This is a genomic window from Lunatimonas sp., from assembly GCF_020832325.1.
GTDB lineage: Bacteria > Bacteroidota > Bacteroidia > Cytophagales > Cyclobacteriaceae > Lunatimonas.
In genome coordinates this window covers 151,090-169,063 of record NZ_JAFIEU010000022.1, presented here as the reverse complement: position 1 = coordinate 169,063, position 17,974 = coordinate 151,090, and the positions used below count along the sequence as shown (strand labels likewise).

Genomic DNA, 17,974 nt, shown 5'->3' with positions numbered 1-17,974 from the left:
ATGTTCTTAATAAAAATAATTAACTTCTATTACTGGTTAATGTTTTGGTACGGCAGTAAAAGACATCAAATCCCAGACCGATGCTGTAATTTAACTAGAGGAACGCAGATTTAACTAGATATGTGATATCTTTGATATTAAATATACGCACAAAATTAACAAATTATCAGAGTATCCAGTGAGTTTTGAAATCAAATTGCCGCTTTTTGAGGGACCTTTTGATCTGATGCTGTTCTTTATAGAGCGGGATGAGTTAGATATCTATGATATTCCCATCTCAAAGATTACCCAAGATTTTCTGGATTATATCCACGCACTGGAGAAGATGGAAATCGAGGTGGCCAGCGAATTCATCCTTTTTGCGGCAACTCTGATGAAGATTAAGTCGAAAATGTTACTGCCGAGGCCGGAATTGAACGAAGACGGGGAAGAGGTTGATCCGCGGGAGGAGTTGATCCGGCATTTGCTAGAGTATAAGAAGTATAAGTCTGTGGTGGGGGAATTGGCGGATTTGGAAGAAAAGAGACTTGCCAAGTGGAGTCGTGGAAATGTGCTTCCGGAGTTGAAGAAGCTAGCGAAAGTAGACGACGTGGATGCTGAAATGCAGGATTTGGATCTCTTTAAGTTGTTGAAAGTATACCAAAAACTCATGTTTCGGTTTGCTGCTCGGGCAGACGATACCAAGCATACCGTGATCCAATATCCGTACACCATTGAACAACAAAAAACCCTCGTCCTAGATCAACTCATGAGAAACCCACGTATCCCATTCAGCGAGTTTATAGAGATGAAGCCGGATAAGATATTTGTTATTTATACCTTCCTTGCTATTTTGGAACTGCTTCAACTGTCTTTGGTCACCATCACCATAGGCGATGGGTTTAACAACTTTTGGGTGGAGAAGTTAGAGGCTATTCCCGTGTAGTGTCCTATGAAAATAGACAATAAGGAAATTTTTAAAACGCTGAATCCAAACAAAGTATGGGTACCAGTATTCATCGGGTTACTGATCGTATTCCTGATGTTTTATCTGGATCCAAATGTCAATGCACAAAACCTACGGGGAGTGTTTGATGCCTCCATTCCTTTTCTTTTGTTGGCGGGTTTCTTTATTTTTCTACGGGATGCCGGGTATGTGTATCGGATTCGCGAAGTAACCGACAAACACCTGACTTGGACCCGGGCCATCTATGTAATTGTCCTGTGGGAATTTGCTTCGGCAGTCACCCCGTCAATCGTCGGGGGCACAGCAGTAGCTGTATTCATCCTCCACAAAGAGGGCATTCCTTTGGGCAAAGCACTGGCATTTACCATGCTTACCGCCATCATGGACAACCTGTTTTTTGTCATAGGAGCACCCATCATACTATTCTTTGCGCAGGGACATATTTTTCCAGAGAGCAGGGTATTGGAGATGCGACTCGGTAACAGCTTGCAATTTTTGTTTTGGGCAAGTTATGGGCTGTACGCGGTGTATTCTCTTCTGATGGCACTGGCACTGTTTTACCGACCCAGGGTGTTTAAATGGATTCTATTACGTCTCTTTTCTATCAAGTGGATTCGGAAATGGAAATACAATGCCCACCAATATGGGGATCAAATTATAGAGGCCTCCAAGGAACTAAAGGGTAAGAATCTGAAATATTGGTTGGTTATCGTATTTTCCACCGTATTTATCTGGTCGTCCAGATACCTGATGCTAAACGCATTGATTTCAGCCTATGAGCACTTGGATGCGTTTGAACACATCATTGTTTTTGCCCGTCAGATCATCATGTGGATCGTGATGATGATTTCTCCCACTCCGGGTAGTAGTGGAACAGCGGAGTTTTTCTTTTCCCAGTTTTTCAAGGAGTTTCTGACAGGCTACACGTTTGTGACCAGTATCCTTTGGAGAATGTTTTCCTACTATCCCTACTTGATTCTCGGAGCCATCTTCCTGCCCCGTTGGGTCCGGCAGGTGTTTTTTTCCAAGAAGAAAGAAGGTAAAAAGAAGAAAAAGGAAGGGCCAAAAACCAAGTGACCCCTTGGTGCCAAACGATTCGGTGAGGTTCCCCAAAGTTATTTGTACAGAGCTTAACGATCGAATGGAGAAAAACGCCAAATGGACGTGGCTTGAGTTGACATCCATTGTTGTGTTTGATCGATTCGTGAAGTGTCCCAAAAATTGTTTTCCGTTGCAATTCTTCTCACATGGTGAAATTCACTGTTTTGGTAGATGATGCGTTTTTGATCAAATCCTTGGTTTCCAATCTCCCTATTTTGCCCTGTAGGTAATAAACAAAGATTACCGAGGCGATACACAAACATTTCATGATCTAGGTCGCTGATCTGACTCCAGTAATCCGATAGATTCTCCGGCATGATATGCTCAAGATTGAAGCGATCACTATCTATATCAAGTTCATTACCACTTAAATGCTGCTCCAGTTTAACAAGGATATATCTAGCGATCCTTTTATTGCGTGATTGGGTTGTTTTAAGCATCTTATTGGAAAATGCATGTTTGAAATCTCTGTCAAGAACGTATAGAGGCCGCAACTCCTCAAGGGAATCCCGAACACTTAAATTTTGTGATTCGATCTTTTCCGCTATTTGGTTGTAAATTCTCTCTTGTTCATTGGTTGGATTATTTGAAATTACGTTGTATCGAAATGAAATAATACTCACAGCTTTTAAAAGATTGGTAAATTCTTGGGGGTTAAATTTTCTAAATCCAGCTAAGAGTAGTGGATACACCTGACGAACATTGAACATTCGTAACTCTCCAATAAAACTTCTCTGATCTGTCGTCCACAATTCGTCTTCCGGTTTTGAGAGTGCTACATACGTATCCACATCGGTTTGCATCTTTCGGATCAATTCAAATACCTGTCCTCTGTCCCTTATCTGATCTCGAATCCTTTTGAACAATTCGGAATGTCGTAAAAATCGATTCCGGCTGTTCCAGTGTGTCCGTAAGAAATCAGGGAAACTTTCGCTTCCTAGTTTGCCGACAAGCTGCTCCCATTGATTCTCCAAATTGGCTAATTCATGTTCGTCTTGATTCTGAGCGTGAACCACTGAGAATAAATAATTTTTGAGTAGATCTGTGGAAGAAAGTTTTACACCACGCGCATTGAGTGTTTCAAATACCTTGTAAGCATTCAGTTCATCGGAAACCGTTATGACTGTAAAGAATAGTTTATCTGTAAGTTTATCGATGAAACCTGCAAGTTCTTCTCCAGTACGAAAACTTCTTCCTATTTGAGTTTGCCACCACTCAAAAGCCTTGCGCATTTGATGCTCAGTGGCTTTCAGATTTCTCCGAGGAGCTTGCTGTAATGGAACTAAATAGTTCTGATATAAATTATCGTTGTTGCGGTTCAGGTTGAGTTTCGATTTGGCGATCAATGTCACAGGGTCTAGGTATCCAATCAATGAATTTCGGAGTTGTTCTTGCCTCCGTTTATTGTTTTCTGGATCCTGGCCATTTTCGATTAATTTTTGGAGGTTAGATAATACAGCGAGCACAATTATGCTTAAAGTTGTTAAGCGCTGCTGCCCATCAATGATGTCGAAATTCTTGCTATCTCGGCTTTGTAATACTAGATAGCCCATGTAATGGGCAGATTCGCCCTCTGGGCTTAGAACATGCTCTATATCCCGCCAAAGATCATCCCATTCCTCATCAGACCAGCTGTAGTCCCGTTGAAATCTGGGCACAGAGTAAATCAATCCATTTCCCATCAGCATGCGATAGGTCTGATTGGCTGTGCTGAAGTTTCCTACTGCCATATCTCTATTTCTTGACGTTGCAAATTAATTTTAACAAATCTATTCATTCTTTATTAATCGGGCATTTTTAAACTTTGTAAATCAATTTTGCCAAAAGACTCGCAACCTATGAATAGGTTCGAATGAGAGATATTCCAACGGGTCAGTTCACCTACAATCAAGGGATTAAATGGTTTTTGCTCTTCAAGCACCCCGCTGATACACACTCTTCCCTCCACCGTAATAGCTTGAATAGATATGCTGATACACGCTGACTGTTTTCAGGCTGACTTCTTCGTCGGAATACACTTCCTGGGGGAGCCATAGGAGATTGTCATAAATCATCCCTTTCACTTGTGCCGTAATCTGTCGGCTTTCTCTCCACCGATCAATTTTCAATTTTTCAGCCTTGAGCTTTTCCAAGGTTTGTTTGGCTACCTTCTTGACCTCCTGCTTATCTTTTTGTCCCAACTCCTTTCCTTCCCGGAGTAAGTCAAAAATTGCAAGGGTTTCTTGATCATCTAGGTTTTCACGTACAGCACGCTGCTCTTCTTCCGATAGAGAGGCCAGAAATTCCGTGAGTCGATGGAAAGCCCTTACCGTGTTTTCTAGGGATTTCCCACTGTTGTATTCGTCAATGATCTCCTTGTAGCGATCGTAAAACTCTAGCCTGAGTGGGTTTTCCTTAAGCATCTGCTCCAGCTTTTTTTCAATCGCCCGTTGGAGGTCGTAGGTTATGGTGTTCTTCCTTGGAGCCTTTTGGAAGGCGGCTTTTAGCTTATCAAAATCCAACTTACTGAGATCCACATATACTTCCTCCTGTGATTCTGCTACTTGATGTTCGAGAAACACACTTTCACTAACCACTGATTGAAGTTGCAAGATCACTTCAATCACATCAGCTGTCTTCGTTTTTTGATTCAAAAGGCCATAAATAGCTTCTATGGCATTGTGTTTTTTCACATAGGGCTTTACCAAGTCCTCGGGATATAGGGCTTTAAACTTTCTGAAGACATTTCGTGCCATCATCTCGAAAGAGGTTCTTGTTGTCTCATTGAGACTGATACAATCCCCTGCCTCCTTGATCTTTCCAAGCTTCTGCATCGGCTGGGCATTTACCAAATCGACGAGGTTAAAATGTAAGGTTTGCAGGTATTTTTCAACCTTCTTGATAGCCTCTTTCAGTTCTTCTGCTAGGCTTTCCAATTCTTCAACAGGCTTGCTTGGGCCTTTATCACTACCCTTTCCATTGCCTCCTTTGCTACCTTCCCCATAAATCGAATAGGCTTTCTCCAATTGCTCGTAGACATTCCCATAATCCACGATCAACCCGTTTTCCTTCATGTCGTCATACACCCGATTCGCTCGGGCGATGGTCTGCATGAGGGTATGCCCTTTGATAGGCTTATCTAGGTAGACCGTGGAAACGCATTGGGCATCAAACCCCGTGATCCACATGGCGCAGACAATGGCCAATCGAAATGGATTGTCCGGATCTTTGAATTCCTTCTCCAGATTCCGCTCCACCATTTTCCTACGATGAGTTTCGATGTCCAAACCCATCTTACGGAATTTGTCCACTTCGTTTTGCTCACTACTGACCACCACACAGATTTCGGTTGACTGCACCTTATCGTATTTTCGTTGGAGTTCTTGTGCCTCCTGCAGATCAGTTGAGGAATGGATCTTGGCTTCCAATTCGGCCAGGTACTCGGGCCAGTAATTCACCACCAATTGATGCATGCGGACAGCTGTAGGCTTATCCAGCGCAACAAACATGGCTTTTCCCTGATACCCACGTTCGTTGAAGTGCCATACCAAGTCCTTGGCTATTGCTTCAAGCCTAGGCTCTGCGGTCAGGATGGGGTAGTTTTTCTGAAATAGGTAGGTGAGTTTTCTTTTTTGGTCATCATCCAGGCTTTCGTCTTCCAGAATTTCTGCCATTTGCTCATCCAACTCTGGATTTTCAATATTTAGTTTTTCTCCTCGGTTGATGTATTTCAAAGGAAGTGTTGCTTCATCCTGAATAGCCCGTTTGAAGTCATATACCGAAACATATTCCCCGAAGATGTTTTTGGTCAGTTCTTCTTCATCCTTGATGATTGGCGTACCGGTAAAACCAAGAAAGGAAGCATTTGGCAAGCCATGGAAGCGCATGTTCCGAGCGTAGGTCCCTCCTTGTGTTCTATGCGCTTCATCAGAAATGACTATCACATTTTTTCTATCGGTGATTAAGGGGTATTCACTTTCCTTTTCAGGGTCAACAGAAAATTTATGGATGAGACTAAAGACGTATTTATGGTTTTGGGCTAATAATTCTCGTAAATGTTCACGTCCAGTTAGACCTGATTTGTTTCCCGCAACAATCGATTTATCATTCACCACTCCCACACCTGAGAAGGTATCGTACAATTGGTTTTCCAATTCCTGTCGGTCCACAGCGATCAGAAAAGTATACGACCCGCCCAGTTTTCTGTGGATCTTTTCGCAGAGGAATACCATGGAATAAGACTTCCCGCTTCCCTGGGTATGCCAAAACACCCCTAACTTACCCTTAAGCTTATCGATATGTTTGACATTGCCTATCACCTCGTTTACACCGATGTATTGGTGGTTTTTGGCCATCAATTTCATCACGTCGCCTCTGGATTCATCAAAAAGCAAGAAGTTTTCGAAAATGTCCATGAGTCTGCTTGGTTCACAGGTCCCTCGCAGCATGGTATCCAAGGAGACAACTCCTTCCTGATCTTCATGGATTCGCTTCCAATCCAGAAAGTATTTGTACGGACTCGTGACTGTCCCCACCTTGGCATCTGTTCCATTGCTGAGAATGATGAAAGCATTGCAATGAAAAATCGGGGAAATGGTGTCTTTGTAATCCCTTAGGTTGTCATGATAGGCATTTTGAAGGTCATGATGATGGGCTTTCAATTCCATAAACACCAAGGGAATCCCATTGACGAAACATACCACATCCGGTCTTCTCAGGTAGAGTTCACCGAGGACCTCCAACTGCCGTACGGCCAAAAAGTGATTGGATTGATACTCATTGAAATCAAAAACCCGAAGCTTTTTCTTGACCAATTCCCCTTTGTCATTGGTATAACTGACCGGAACCCCATTTTTCAGCAATTCGGATTTTCCTTTATTTATTTTTCCCAAAGATTGATCTGCAATCTTTTGGGTGACTTCAGTAATTGCTTGTTGGTAGGCAAGGGAGGGCAGATCGGGATTTAGTTTTTTCAATGCTTTTTCCAGGTATCGGGTAAGGACAACTTCTGATTTGTCGTCTCTGCCAAGCAAGCCATTTTCTCCAAACTTTTCCTTCTTCCATGCGGTCAGGACTTCCCAACCCATCTCTTCCAATACCTGCTGGGTCGCTTCTTCGATCAGTCCGTCTTCTGAGTATTCGTAGCTCATTTGTAAAAAATTAATTTGCCCATGAATTTACCATTTCACCAATGCTCGACTGCCAATCCTTTACGGTGGTTTCGACTTGGCTGAATAATAGCCCACATTCCATGCCTTCTTCAGGTTCATCCTTTTCTATTGGAACAAATGAACCTTGGATATATGGGTTTTTGCCTGGATACAATAACGCCACCTTTTTTGCACTAAAATAATGATGATACGCATACATCTGTCGCAAATCATCCATAGAAGGTTCATTGGATACCAGCTTCCACTTGGTATCAATAACGTACATCTTCTCCCCTTTCTTGATAGTGATATCAGGCCTGATGCTTCGCTTGCTACCACCCTTGGGCTCCCAAAAGGATTTGCTTTCTTGGCCTCTTGTGATAAGACTATGAGCTTTTTTGAGGCTTGCCAACGCAAATTGCTCCCACAAGGCATTCATGTCAAACATCAAGGCAAGCACATCATTGCGACCGCTTTTCAAGTCAGGATGGAAATGTAGCAAAATCAGCCGGGATATTTCCAAAGCTTTCAGGTAATCCTGTGTCTTGCGATTCAGAACAATCTTGTCAAAATCTGCGTGAGTGATTTTTTGATCCGGCATTTCCGGAAAGTTCAAAGTCAGGGCATTGATTCGCCCGACTAGAGATGAATTGGTATTGATTCGCCTGAGCAAATGGATGGTTTTGTAGAGGATGATATGAAGCAGGTGCTCCACATCATAAATGGTATGCCGGGTATAAAACCGCTCCCTGTGGATCAAATTATGATTCACCTGTTTGTTGAAAAGGAGGGTGCCTTTCAGGGCATTCAGGTTCCCTTCAGTTTTTCGGTATTTTTTCGCCAAGCCCCGGTGGAGGAGTCCTTCTACTTCTGTGACAAAAAGTTCAAAGTATAGATCCAATACCGAGTTGTTTTTGAGATTCAGATCTGAATTGCTGGTGGCTTTCACCTCGAAACCATTCACGACTCGAAGCATATCCACCAAAATGGAATTCCACTTGCTCTTTTCATTTTTATCCTCGTTTTGATACCTATCGGCTTTAGGTAACACACTGATGAGCAGATTCCCAACCTGAAGGGCTCCCACGTATTCATTGAATCGGATTCCATTACGGATAAGGGAAAAATAGGAGACCCCTTTGTCAAAAAACGTGATCAACGCATCCAGTTTTTCTTGATTAAACACAATCCCCTCTTCAAATTCCTGATTCAGAAAAATGGATTGGTGTTCAAAAACCTGAATATGTTCCCTTTTAGCTGTCAATTCCTCGATCGATTGGTAAATTCATGAGAAGTCTTATAGCGTTCTGAAATTTTTCCGCTTGGTCTGTCTGTTTCCCTCTGTAATCCTCTATTTGGTAAATATCTCGATCCCTGTCACCCTCATTTCCGAAACCACTGGCAAAGTGAAATTGGTTGTCATCCTCCTTTTTTCGGATGAATCCACTGCCAAGTATCGCCCCAATTTTAGCGTAATCTCCATAAAAGTATTCCTGCAAAAGCGGAATAAGGTGCTGATAAAAACACTGAATCAGTTTACTTTCGGGGTCTTCGTCTTTGGCTTTAATAAAAAAGGAATGACCAATCAAATGATCTCGATCCAACAGCATTTCAATTCTTCTATTGATTGTTTTTAGAAGGTCTGATGCTTTTACTCCGGAATATTCGTAGTCGAGCTCTGGCAAATCATACACCGGAGGCATTTCAGTAAAGCTGAATCGACGTCTGAGCGCTGTATCCAATGCCTCCACACTACGATCCGCCGTATTCATGGTACCAATGATATACAGATTAGGCGGGACACCAAACCTATCTCCGCTGTATGGAAGGGTTACTTTCAATTCCTCGTCTCTACCCAAGCGTTTATCCCTCTCTATCAATGTGATCAATTCACCGAAAATCTGTGAGACATTTCCTCTATTGATTTCGTCAATGATCAATACAAAGTTTTTCCCACTGGAAGTTTGAAATTCTTTCCTTGTCATTTTCCTGACTACCTCTAGCTTGTCAGCAAATGAATAGGCCTTTTCTTCGGTCTTTACCTTGCTCCCTTTGTGGCCTTGCTTGATAGCATTTAATACTGACCAATAAGCTGAGGAATTACTACCTCCAATCACTTCTCGAAATTCATCATGAATGTTGTTGACTTCATCCAAATTTTCAAAAGCTGTATTTAGCTTGGTCAATCTAGCCTTTGAAACAATGTATTCTCGCGAGCCATTGGGGTGTTTTATAACTACATTTCCTTGGGGTGAAATTCTTTCAAGTAAAACTGTACCGCCAGATTTGGTTTTTAATTCTACAGAATCATTATTAAGAAGCTGCTCCTCAGTCTTTTCGATGAACCTTTCATACATCATAGAAAAATCAAGGGTTACTTCAGTCTCTTTAGACATGTGAGATTTAGCCAAATTAAATGATGCTTCTATACTTAAGTTCTTGAAAATTCCTGGTTCAATCTGATATTCCAGTTTTTGTTCTTCCTCTTCACCATCCATTATTTTGGGTTTGATTCCTTCGATGAACTCCTCATAGTTCATACTTTGATGGAAAGTAGTAAAGATAATTTGACCTTCCATGAGTTTTTTATCGAACTCGGCCTTGATTTCTGCTCTTGTCTTATCTTTGATTTCGACTCCCACAACCCTTAGAGCTTCATTGATGGTATGGTAGGTCTTCCCCGTACCTGGAGGCCCAAAAAAGATTTGATTGAGTGGAATATTTAAATTTTTCTGGATCATAAGCTCTTTTTCATTTTGGAGCACCTCAATTGGTGGAGTTTTACGAATTGGCTGAAGATTATCTTGTGTAGGTGCTTTATGCTTATCGAAAAATTCAAATTCCGAAACAGGTATAGGACTCAACTTTTCAATAGATTCAGCGAGAAAAACAATGGAAGCTTTAAGCTTTCCATTTACATAATCTTTGAAGTTTGGTTTGTAATTCTTTGTTTTTTGTTTATCCCAATTCTTTGATTCTAATTCACGTTGGTCTAAAGCATAGTCAATCACCATAATTTTATACCTCACCATGTTTTGACTACTGACATACAGAGGGAAGGATTCGCCTTCCTTAATTTTATCACTTAAAAACTTTAGGACTTTAGCACCTCCACTAGGCTTTTTACTATTCCAAACAATGATTCCTGAATATTGCCTATCTAAATTTAGCTCTCCTTCATGCCATCCTGTCCCATCTGAAACCATCAAGCCAATTACCTCATCTTTCCATTCATCCTGAAAATTATAGACTAAATTAGCTAATAATAAGGTGTAATTATCTGGATTCTTTGTAGCAAGAAAATAAGGAGAAAAGAAAGATTTAAGGTTTGCAATAAAGTGTTCTTTGGAATATGATTTCCCCAAAAAGTTGGCTGATACGGACTCCCTCATTTTTTCACTCAACATAGGGGAATTTTCAGAAGGATTGAGGAGATAATCTATGGCATTAAGGACTGAAGGACTAGTTTCTTTTTTTGATACTAACTTATATTTCACTAGGTGGGCAACCCAATCTCCCATCCGAACACTTGCCTCTGCTAGGCAACGCTTATCATCATAGCGATTATAGATATGCTTTTCCTTGGCTCGAATGTCACAATACGAGATGATTTCAAAAAGTATATCCTTAATTTTTCCTATTTCGGGATTAATTTCTGCGATTTCCTGGAACTGGGCATAATCAGATGAAAGTCGAATAATATCTTCTTTCAATTGTTCTGAAACCGAAAAACTCAACCAACGCTGAAGAGCTTCTGTACCTTTGGAAAAGTGAAAATCTTCTTCTTGGATGATTTTTTGGATTTTTTCTTCCTCTATAATCTGATTTATTTCCTTCTCTGTCACAGGCTGTATTTTTATAAGGTTTCCTAGATAGCAACCACTGTTAAGTTCATTACATCTTTTATCTTGGGATATTTACTTCAAAGTTTTCTTTGAAATGCCTTATCCCCTTTTCTTCGGAACAGTGATGATACATTCACCCAATTCTGCTTGTAACTTGGCTATCGAGCGCAGCGTAAAATTATGCTCACCATTCAGCCATTTACTGATTTCTGAAGGGTTTTTCCCAATACTTTCGGCGAGTTCCTTTTGTGTGTAGCCTTTTTCGGTAATCAATTCATTGATGCGAACCACAATAGCTGAATAAAGGGAAACAAATTCCTTTGTTTCGTTGGAGGTCTTGTCGAGTAGTTTTTGTGCGATCTTGCTTCTCATGGTAGTTTCACTTTTTTCCTCTGAAATTCTTCAATCTGCTAATGGTTTTGTAGTTCTAAATCAACTCGTTCTTGTCTAGTTAAAACAACTCATCTACCAAGTCTTCATTAGCACACGTTTGACAACTAAACATATTCACTTATAAGTTAATTTCCAAATTTGATTCACTTTTAAGTTAATTTTGATTGATCACTTCATCATTCTTTTTTTTTATGGAATAGCTTCCTTCCGGCTCCGCCGCCATCAGCATCTTATCCCCATCCCCATTTTCAAAAGCACTCAAGTCCAGCTGATCCACGTCGATCATTCCTGTCATTAAGCGAGGAAGAAGAATGTCTCGAGCTTCTTTGAGGAGTTGGTTTTGCTTTTTATAATTTTCGGAAAGGTCAAAAAGGTCCTCAACAACCAAGTCAAATTTTTCTAAGATTGATTTTGAAGGAAGAAATGACTTGTGCAGATAAGCTGAGCTTCTATTTAGACCTGGAACAGCAGCATCATTATTAATGAACCTTTGGCCTTTCAGGTTATAGTAGCAAAAATAAAGGCTTACATCACTACTAACATAGTAGACTGTATCAATTGGGTAAAAGTCCTTAGGTTCCCAAAATACCGAACCAACATTTCCTTTTCTACCAACAATAACTCCTGGTCCTTCAATAAGAGCTTTATTATGCGTACCTACTTCACCGGAGGAACCGTAAACTTTAAATGGACCCGGTATTCGTTCACCTGCCTTTAATGCTTTTCCATAGTTTAAGGTTAAAAAGTCCCCTAAGGTTAAATTTCTCCACCCCTCTGGTAATCCCGTTTCCTCATTGATCGGAGTACTCTCATGGCCGGGGAATTTCATGCGGACAAACCACTCCTCGTAGGTGATTTGGGCTTTTTCTTCCAGTAGCTTGATGCGCCTCAGGTTGTTTTCGATCAGGTCATCATAGGCCGATAGGATGGCTGCTATTTTTTTGTAGCTACTAGGTGCTTCAAACTTGAAACCATTGATGTCTTCTTTTCTTAGATTTGGAAATGTTCCTCCACCAGTTATTTGCAGAAGGGCTGGAAGGTTATTGGTTAATAGATGTTTCAAAAACTTTGTTGTAAGGTCATCTTTACCTCGGATAGAACATACCCCTCTACCTAAAGCATAAGGTTTATCTGCCCAATTCATTCTTCCAGTTGTAGAACCTCGGACACAGAAAATTAAATCTCCTTTTTTACAAATCCTTTTAGGGTCAGTGGTATACAGAGTACAATCAGGAAAAGTGTCCCCAAATTCTGTTGGTCCATTTAACAATCCAATTCCAATGTTTGAATTATTATAGGAATCTCCTTTTGGAGAAAGGCCCATTGTTACTTTTGCCAAATCATACAGTCGATATTCTTTCCAACCTTCTTTCATATCACAAGTGATTGGATTTTAAACATCAGCTTATTTGCTTCCTCATTGAGCAGACCTAGTTCAGCATGGATTTCCTTTATCCTACTCTGATAATCAAAATCCATATCCAGTTCAATGCTTACACCCACATAGCGTCCGGGAGTTAAGCTGTAATCCTGCTCGATGACTTCCTCCAAGTCTACTATTTTACACAAGCCCTCTACGTCCTGATAGTTCCCCTCAGGGAAGTGCTCTTGTAACCATTTATTGTTGTGAGATTGCTTCGTTCCTCGCAATGACGGACTTAAAAGGGAATCATCCCCTCTAAACGCATTGATGATAGCCGTGAGGCCTTCGAGTTGCTCATCTGTAAAATCATTGATGGTGGTAGTCACTTTGCGATACACATTGCGTGCATCGATCATCAGGATTTTGTTTTTGTTTTCGGGCTTTTTGCCTTTGTTGTAAAACCACAAGTGGCAAGGCAAACTTCGGGTATAGAAGAAGTTGTTGCCGACGGATACGATGCATTCGATGGCACCTGTTTCTATTAACTTTTGGCGGATCAGCTTTTCGGCATTTCCGGCATCCGTAGCGGAAGAAGCCATGACAAAACCTGCTCTTCCTGTTTCGTTCAGGTAGGAGTAGAAATACTGCATCCACAGGTAGTTTCCGTTGCCAATGGTTCCTTTTCCGGTCAGTGGTGCACCGAAGGGCAAGCGCTCGTCTTCGGTAAGGAATTTGTTTTTAGCATCTACTTTATCCACGTTGAAGGGAGGATTGGCCATAACAAAGTCACATTTCCCAGTCAGGTTGAAGGGGTTGGTATAGAAGCTATTGCTTTCCATAATCTTTCCCTCAATCCCATGGATCGCCAAGTTCATCTTGGCTAGTTTGGCGTTGTTGCTTTTGAGTTCGGTGCCATAGACGGTAATGGCCTCATTGACGGATTTGTTGCCATCGTGGCTTTTGATAAAGTGGGCGGTCTGTACAAACATCCCTCCCGATCCACAGGCCGGATCATGGATAATACCACGATTGGGCTGTATAAAGTTGATGATCAGATTCACCAAAGAAGGCGGCGTGAAGAATTCTCCCCCCTCTTGCGCACCAGCACCCTGCATGGAAAATTTCATCAGGAAGAATTCATAGATTCTGCCAAAAACATCTCCTTTGGCCTTTTTGACGGCATCGGAATTAAATACCCTTACCAAGTCTCGAAGAAGTTTAGCGTCAAACTCCTGATAGCTTTTGGGTAGTATACCGGCCAGATCGGGATATTCTGCTTCAATCAGCTTCATGGCTGTATTGATGGCCTCTGCGATATCTTCGCTTTCCGGTAAGTCTACCAGGTAGTCGTATTTGGCTTTTTCAGGTAGCTTGATCGCTCCTGCTGCGGCAAAGTCGTCTTTGTTGGCATCACGCTTTTCACCCGTTCGTGGATTGATGGAAAGGTTTTTCTCCACCTCTACTTTTGCATCCTCGTATCGGTTTTGGGCAAATCGGAGTAGCACGAGGCCTAGAAGGGGATCTTTGTATTCGGCAGCGGTTAATTTAGAGTTGCCTCTAAGGTCGTCCGCAGCATCCCAGAGTTCTTTCTCCAGGTTCTTAATATCTGATTGAGTCATGTTTCCTGAAACAGTGAAAAATAATAGATGGAAAAGTTAGTTTGATTAGTTGAATTAACCAAGGGAAATGGGGAAGAAGGTGGCATACGTACTAAGCCCAAATCAGATGGAACGGATCATTGGATTGGTCCTATAGCTGGGTTTAGGGTTACAGTAATCAACCATCGCCACGTCCAAAGCGGCCAAATTGCCCGATTTTAAGATAAAATGCCGGCTGGTAGGTAAATGGTCATCAAAGCCTGCCCATCCATACTTCTGCCAAGCCAAACGACAATGTCATACCAGCGCCGCCAAGCCCGTTTAGTATCCAAATACCGCGCTGCACTTCTGAGAAGTAGTAGCAGCTTCCGTCGATCGGTTTCGCATAGATGCCATGCCAGGTCTGATGCAACTTCGGGATGGCGATGTTCAGCCGCTCTAGCAGAAAGTCAAATACTTCCTGGTTGATCGCCATATCGTCAAACGGAGACAGATCCTTTCCGTACTGATGCGTGTCCCCGATGGTTACTTCTCCGGCGGCATTTTGTGCTGCCATGACATGCACTCCCCACTTCACAAAATTCGGGTAGTGATCAGCCAGTTCAGCGGTGAGCTTATGGATGGAGGGTGCTACTTGAAAAGTTGGATAATGGACCAGACTTAGGCCAAAGGCTAAGGGAGTAGGTAGTTGCCAGCTTGTAGGCTGCGGCTGGGTCCGCATCATCTGAAGCTTGCATTTGATCAGCGGAAAATTTGCTGCCTGGTCTGGAAAAAGTGTGCCGTACTCGGATCCCGTGCAGATTAAGACCAAGTCAGCCTCCCAAAACCGTTTGCCGGCATATACCTTGTGTTGGCTGATTTCGGAAACAGCGGTGTTCCAAAAAAAGGTTATGTTTTCCTGCGAATCCAAGTATGCCGCCAGTTTGCAAATCGCCTCCCTGGGGTCCATCAACATTTCTTCCTTAGACCAAAGGGCTCCTTGGAGCCCCTCCACCTGTACAGCGGAACATTTTTTGCGAACGGCAGCCGGAGGGATATAGTTAGCGGATCGTTCCGGAGCGGCCTGATGGACGTACTCTTGCATTACTGCTGCCTCCAAGTCTGAGTAGGCCAGGTGCAGGGACCCCGTTTCTTGTAGCCAAAATCCCGCTTTATCTCGCATCTCCAGCCAGATTTTACGGGATCTTTGCGCCATCTCCAATCCCTCGCCCGGCTGCTGTCCGATGGGCCAAAACAGACCAAAGTTTCGAATGGATGCACCTTGGGGAGCAGGTGATTTTTCCAGGAGGGTAACTGCAAATCCGGCTTGGTGAAGTGCTCTGCATATAGCCAAACCAACAATGCCTGCGCCTACGACAATGGCTGTCTTCTTCATAAAAGGCTAATTGGTAGAAACTGGGTGGGTGATTGATGTGGATACCTTGGAACGTTCGCTGTGGGTCAGTTTTCGATAGAAATACAGCCCGTTGATGAGCATAAACACGATGCCCAGACTGAGTAAAATCAACAAACTATTGCCATAGAACTGCAACCAGCTAAGCTCCTGCACGTTTCCAAACTGCTTAAACACCATGATACCGGCAGAACCCAAATACCCAAAGCTATCTATGAGGTACATCAGGTACCCCACATTTCCCACGTATTTGAAAGCCGCTAAGAGTCGGTCAAACAGCAGGCAGTTAAAAGGGATATACGCCATGTAAATTCCCGTACCAGTAGCCACTACCCACCAAAACGGGGCGATCAATTCCCCACGAACCATCACCGTGGTCCCCACACACAGTAGTAGTCCGCCGATGATGATGCCATGGTACAGAAAAAGCGCTTTTTGATTGTTCTTGACCAAGACCAGAAGGCTCATCATCAGCAATAGGATCAAGGTGATGGGGATCTCTGTTTGGGTGAGCAGTTCGGGATTCACCTCGATATTTAGCCCTTCCCATATCTCAACCGCAAAATTATCTCTAATGTCTCTCAATGCAGTCAGCATCATGTACACCAAAATCAACAAGATGATTCCCGGGCGAAAATTGCGAAAAAACGCTCGCCGATGTTTTTTGGACATGGGTAGTCGCTCGGTTTTGAGCGCAATGTCGTCTCCACTGGGGTCAGGTGTTTGGTTTAGCATGAGCACCGCAAAGGCCAACAGAGGCATAAACAGGGCTCCTGTCCAGAATGGCATCCAGTAGGGGTTTACTTCCACGGTGTCCAACAGGAATTTGCCGACCGTTTTGACAAATCCGGAAGAGAAAACAAAGCTTACCGCCAGGATACTGCCCATCATCTCGGTAAACCTTCGTCCTTCCAAGTAGTGAAATACCAACCCCCAAATTAAGCCCAGCGGAAAGCCGTTGAGTAAAAAGCATAGAATATTCAGCGGGGCTGGTAATATAGCAAAGCCCAGCAAAGCCAACCAAGAAACACCGATCAACCCAAGAATAAGGATGGCGCGCCGTTCCTTGGTTAGCTCGGAGATCATCTTGATTCCGTAAAATTTACTTGCCATGTAGCCGAGGGTTTGGGCCAGGATCAGCCAAACCTTCAGGTCCATACCCCAGAGGCTCTCCCCGTCAAAAGTGGCCGCGGCAAAGGGTTTCCGAAAGGCATACATGCTGCTGTATGTCAAAAATGCCATGCAGGCCGCGAAGAGGCTCATGGCGAAAGGCCCGCTGGAGGATAGCTTGTTAGAAACGGATGGAATTCGGAGCATGTGTAGTGGTTAGGCCTATGGTTTGGTTCAGAAGGCAGGAATTAGCTTAGTGGTCAATGCCCCTCGGGTGTGCAGGAGATGGGCGTGGGAAAGCCAATCTCCGAGCAGTCACCAATTGGTCATTCGATGCGCTAAAAATAAATAAACAAACGGACTTGCGCGGATCACGAAAGTAAAATATTTGTTATTTTTAGCAGATGATTTTCTGCTTCGCAGATTTGACCTCCATAGGGAGGATCTTTTGCCGTAGCTGCAGACGATGCAATTTTGTTTTACAACCATCTAATGGTCCCCGCCGAATATGAGAAAAGATTATTCTTCGCTGAGCACTGAACAAAGGATTCAGGAAGCATTCAAGTTGTACGAGTCCTTTGGCGATGCCGACTATATAGGAGAGCCCGTCTCCCAAATGGAGCACATGTGTCAGGCAGCACAGTTGGCCGAGGCAGAAGGGTACGATGACACCGTTGTATTGGCAGCCTTATTTCACGACATTGGTCACCTTTTTGCCCAGCAAGAACAGCTCGAGGAAATGGGAGGCTTTGGTGTGCTGGATCACGAAAAGATAGGTGCAGATTTTTTAAGAGATCTGGGTTTTCCGGAATTAATGGCCAAGCTGGTGGAAAGCCACGTGGAGGCCAAGCGCTACCTTACCTTTAGGTATCCTGAATACTTCCAAAAGCTTTCCGAAGCAAGCAAACAGACGCTTAGCTATCAAGGAGGCGTCATGACAGCAGAAGAGGCGGCGGCATTTGAGGCCGACCCGGACCACCCGTTGATTCTTAAGATGAGGGAATGGGATGAAAAGGCAAAGGAAATGTCCGTGCCCTTGCCGGACCTGGATGGTTACAAGTCTATGGCAAGGTCTATTTTATCCTCCAATTAGCCT

12 protein-coding genes are annotated in these 17,974 nt (G+C 43.0%); 3 read left to right on the top strand and 9 right to left on the bottom strand.

The genetic code is table 11. The features are described 5' to 3' along the window. Window positions 1-178 precede the first annotated feature (178 nt). A complete protein-coding gene (locus JJU34_RS08975) occupies window positions 179-925 on the top strand; it encodes a segregation/condensation protein A (RefSeq protein WP_228692008.1) in 747 nt (248 codons plus the stop codon). A 6-nt stretch (window positions 926-931) separates the two neighbouring features. After that, window positions 932-2,023 carry a lysylphosphatidylglycerol synthase transmembrane domain-containing protein gene (locus tag JJU34_RS08970; RefSeq protein ID WP_228692007.1) on the top strand — a complete coding sequence of 364 codons (1,092 nt, stop codon included), beginning with the start codon at window positions 932-934 and terminating at the stop codon, window positions 2,021-2,023. A gap of 53 nt (window positions 2,024-2,076) precedes the next feature. On the opposite strand, the gene JJU34_RS08965 is transcribed toward JJU34_RS08970, so the two are convergent. From JJU34_RS08965 to JJU34_RS08925, 9 genes are all read right to left on the bottom strand, one after another. Then, window positions 2,077-3,777, bottom strand: a complete 1,701-nt coding sequence (locus JJU34_RS08965) for a DUF262 domain-containing protein (protein WP_228692006.1) — start codon at window positions 3,775-3,777, stop codon at window positions 2,077-2,079. A gap of 183 nt (window positions 3,778-3,960) precedes the next feature. Beyond that, window positions 3,961-7,176, bottom strand: coding sequence for a type I restriction endonuclease subunit R (locus JJU34_RS08960; protein ID WP_228692005.1), 3,216 nt, complete (start codon window positions 7,174-7,176; stop codon window positions 3,961-3,963). 10 nt (window positions 7,177-7,186) lie between these two features. Then, window positions 7,187-8,440, bottom strand: a complete 1,254-nt coding sequence (locus tag JJU34_RS08955) for an McrC family protein (protein ID WP_228692004.1) — start codon at window positions 8,438-8,440, stop codon at window positions 7,187-7,189. Further along, window positions 8,430-11,021 carry an AAA family ATPase gene (locus tag JJU34_RS21800; protein WP_228692003.1) on the bottom strand — a complete coding sequence of 864 codons (2,592 nt, stop codon included), beginning with the start codon at window positions 11,019-11,021 and terminating at the stop codon, window positions 8,430-8,432. The genes JJU34_RS08955 and JJU34_RS21800 overlap by 11 nt, the downstream gene beginning before the upstream one ends. A gap of 99 nt (window positions 11,022-11,120) precedes the next feature. Next, entirely contained in the window at window positions 11,121-11,393 is a 273-nt protein-coding gene (locus tag JJU34_RS08945) for a helix-turn-helix transcriptional regulator (protein WP_228692002.1), read from the bottom strand. 175 nt (window positions 11,394-11,568) lie between these two features. After that, window positions 11,569-12,789 (bottom strand): restriction endonuclease subunit S, encoded by a 1,221-nt coding sequence (locus JJU34_RS08940; RefSeq protein ID WP_228692001.1) that lies wholly within the window; start codon window positions 12,787-12,789, stop codon window positions 11,569-11,571. Next, the gene (locus JJU34_RS08935; RefSeq protein ID WP_228692000.1) at window positions 12,786-14,396 is read right to left on the bottom strand and encodes a type I restriction-modification system subunit M; all 1,611 of its coding nucleotides are present in this window, start codon (window positions 14,394-14,396) and stop codon (window positions 12,786-12,788) included. The genes JJU34_RS08940 and JJU34_RS08935 overlap by 4 nt, the downstream gene beginning before the upstream one ends. 232 nt (window positions 14,397-14,628) lie before the next feature. Further along, on the bottom strand, window positions 14,629-15,750 hold the full coding sequence (locus tag JJU34_RS08930) for a TIGR03364 family FAD-dependent oxidoreductase (protein ID WP_228691999.1): 1,122 nt from the start codon (window positions 15,748-15,750) through the stop codon (window positions 14,629-14,631). Between the two features lie 6 nt (window positions 15,751-15,756). Further along, window positions 15,757-17,085, bottom strand: a complete 1,329-nt coding sequence (locus JJU34_RS08925) for a DUF5690 family protein (protein ID WP_228691998.1) — start codon at window positions 17,083-17,085, stop codon at window positions 15,757-15,759. Between the two features lie 301 nt (window positions 17,086-17,386). On the opposite strand from JJU34_RS08925, the gene JJU34_RS08920 reads away from it, so the two are divergent. After that, window positions 17,387-17,971, top strand: coding sequence for a phosphonate degradation HD-domain oxygenase (locus JJU34_RS08920; protein ID WP_228691997.1), 585 nt, complete (start codon window positions 17,387-17,389; stop codon window positions 17,969-17,971). Window positions 17,972-17,974 lie beyond the last annotated feature (3 nt).

Excerpts from the sequence above, each read along its gene's own strand:
- JJU34_RS08940 (WP_228692001.1), bottom strand. The coding sequence starts at position 12,789 with ATGAAAGAAGGTTGGAAAGAATATCGACTGTATGATTTGGCAAAAGTA.
- JJU34_RS08925 (WP_228691998.1), bottom strand. The coding sequence starts at position 17,085 with ATGCTCCGAATTCCATCCGTTTCTAACAAGCTATCCTCCAGCGGGCCT.
- JJU34_RS08930 (WP_228691999.1), bottom strand. The coding sequence starts at position 15,750 with ATGAAGAAGACAGCCATTGTCGTAGGCGCAGGCATTGTTGGTTTGGCT.
- JJU34_RS08945 (WP_228692002.1), bottom strand. The coding sequence starts at position 11,393 with ATGAGAAGCAAGATCGCACAAAAACTACTCGACAAGACCTCCAACGAA.
- JJU34_RS08935 (WP_228692000.1), bottom strand. The coding sequence starts at position 14,396 with ATGACTCAATCAGATATTAAGAACCTGGAGAAAGAACTCTGGGATGCT.
- JJU34_RS08960 (WP_228692005.1), bottom strand. The coding sequence starts at position 7,176 with ATGAGCTACGAATACTCAGAAGACGGACTGATCGAAGAAGCGACCCAG.
- JJU34_RS08920 (WP_228691997.1), top strand. The coding sequence starts at position 17,387 with ATGAGAAAAGATTATTCTTCGCTGAGCACTGAACAAAGGATTCAGGAA.
- JJU34_RS08970 (WP_228692007.1), top strand. The coding sequence starts at position 932 with ATGAAAATAGACAATAAGGAAATTTTTAAAACGCTGAATCCAAACAAA.
- JJU34_RS08965 (WP_228692006.1), bottom strand. The coding sequence starts at position 3,777 with ATGGCAGTAGGAAACTTCAGCACAGCCAATCAGACCTATCGCATGCTG.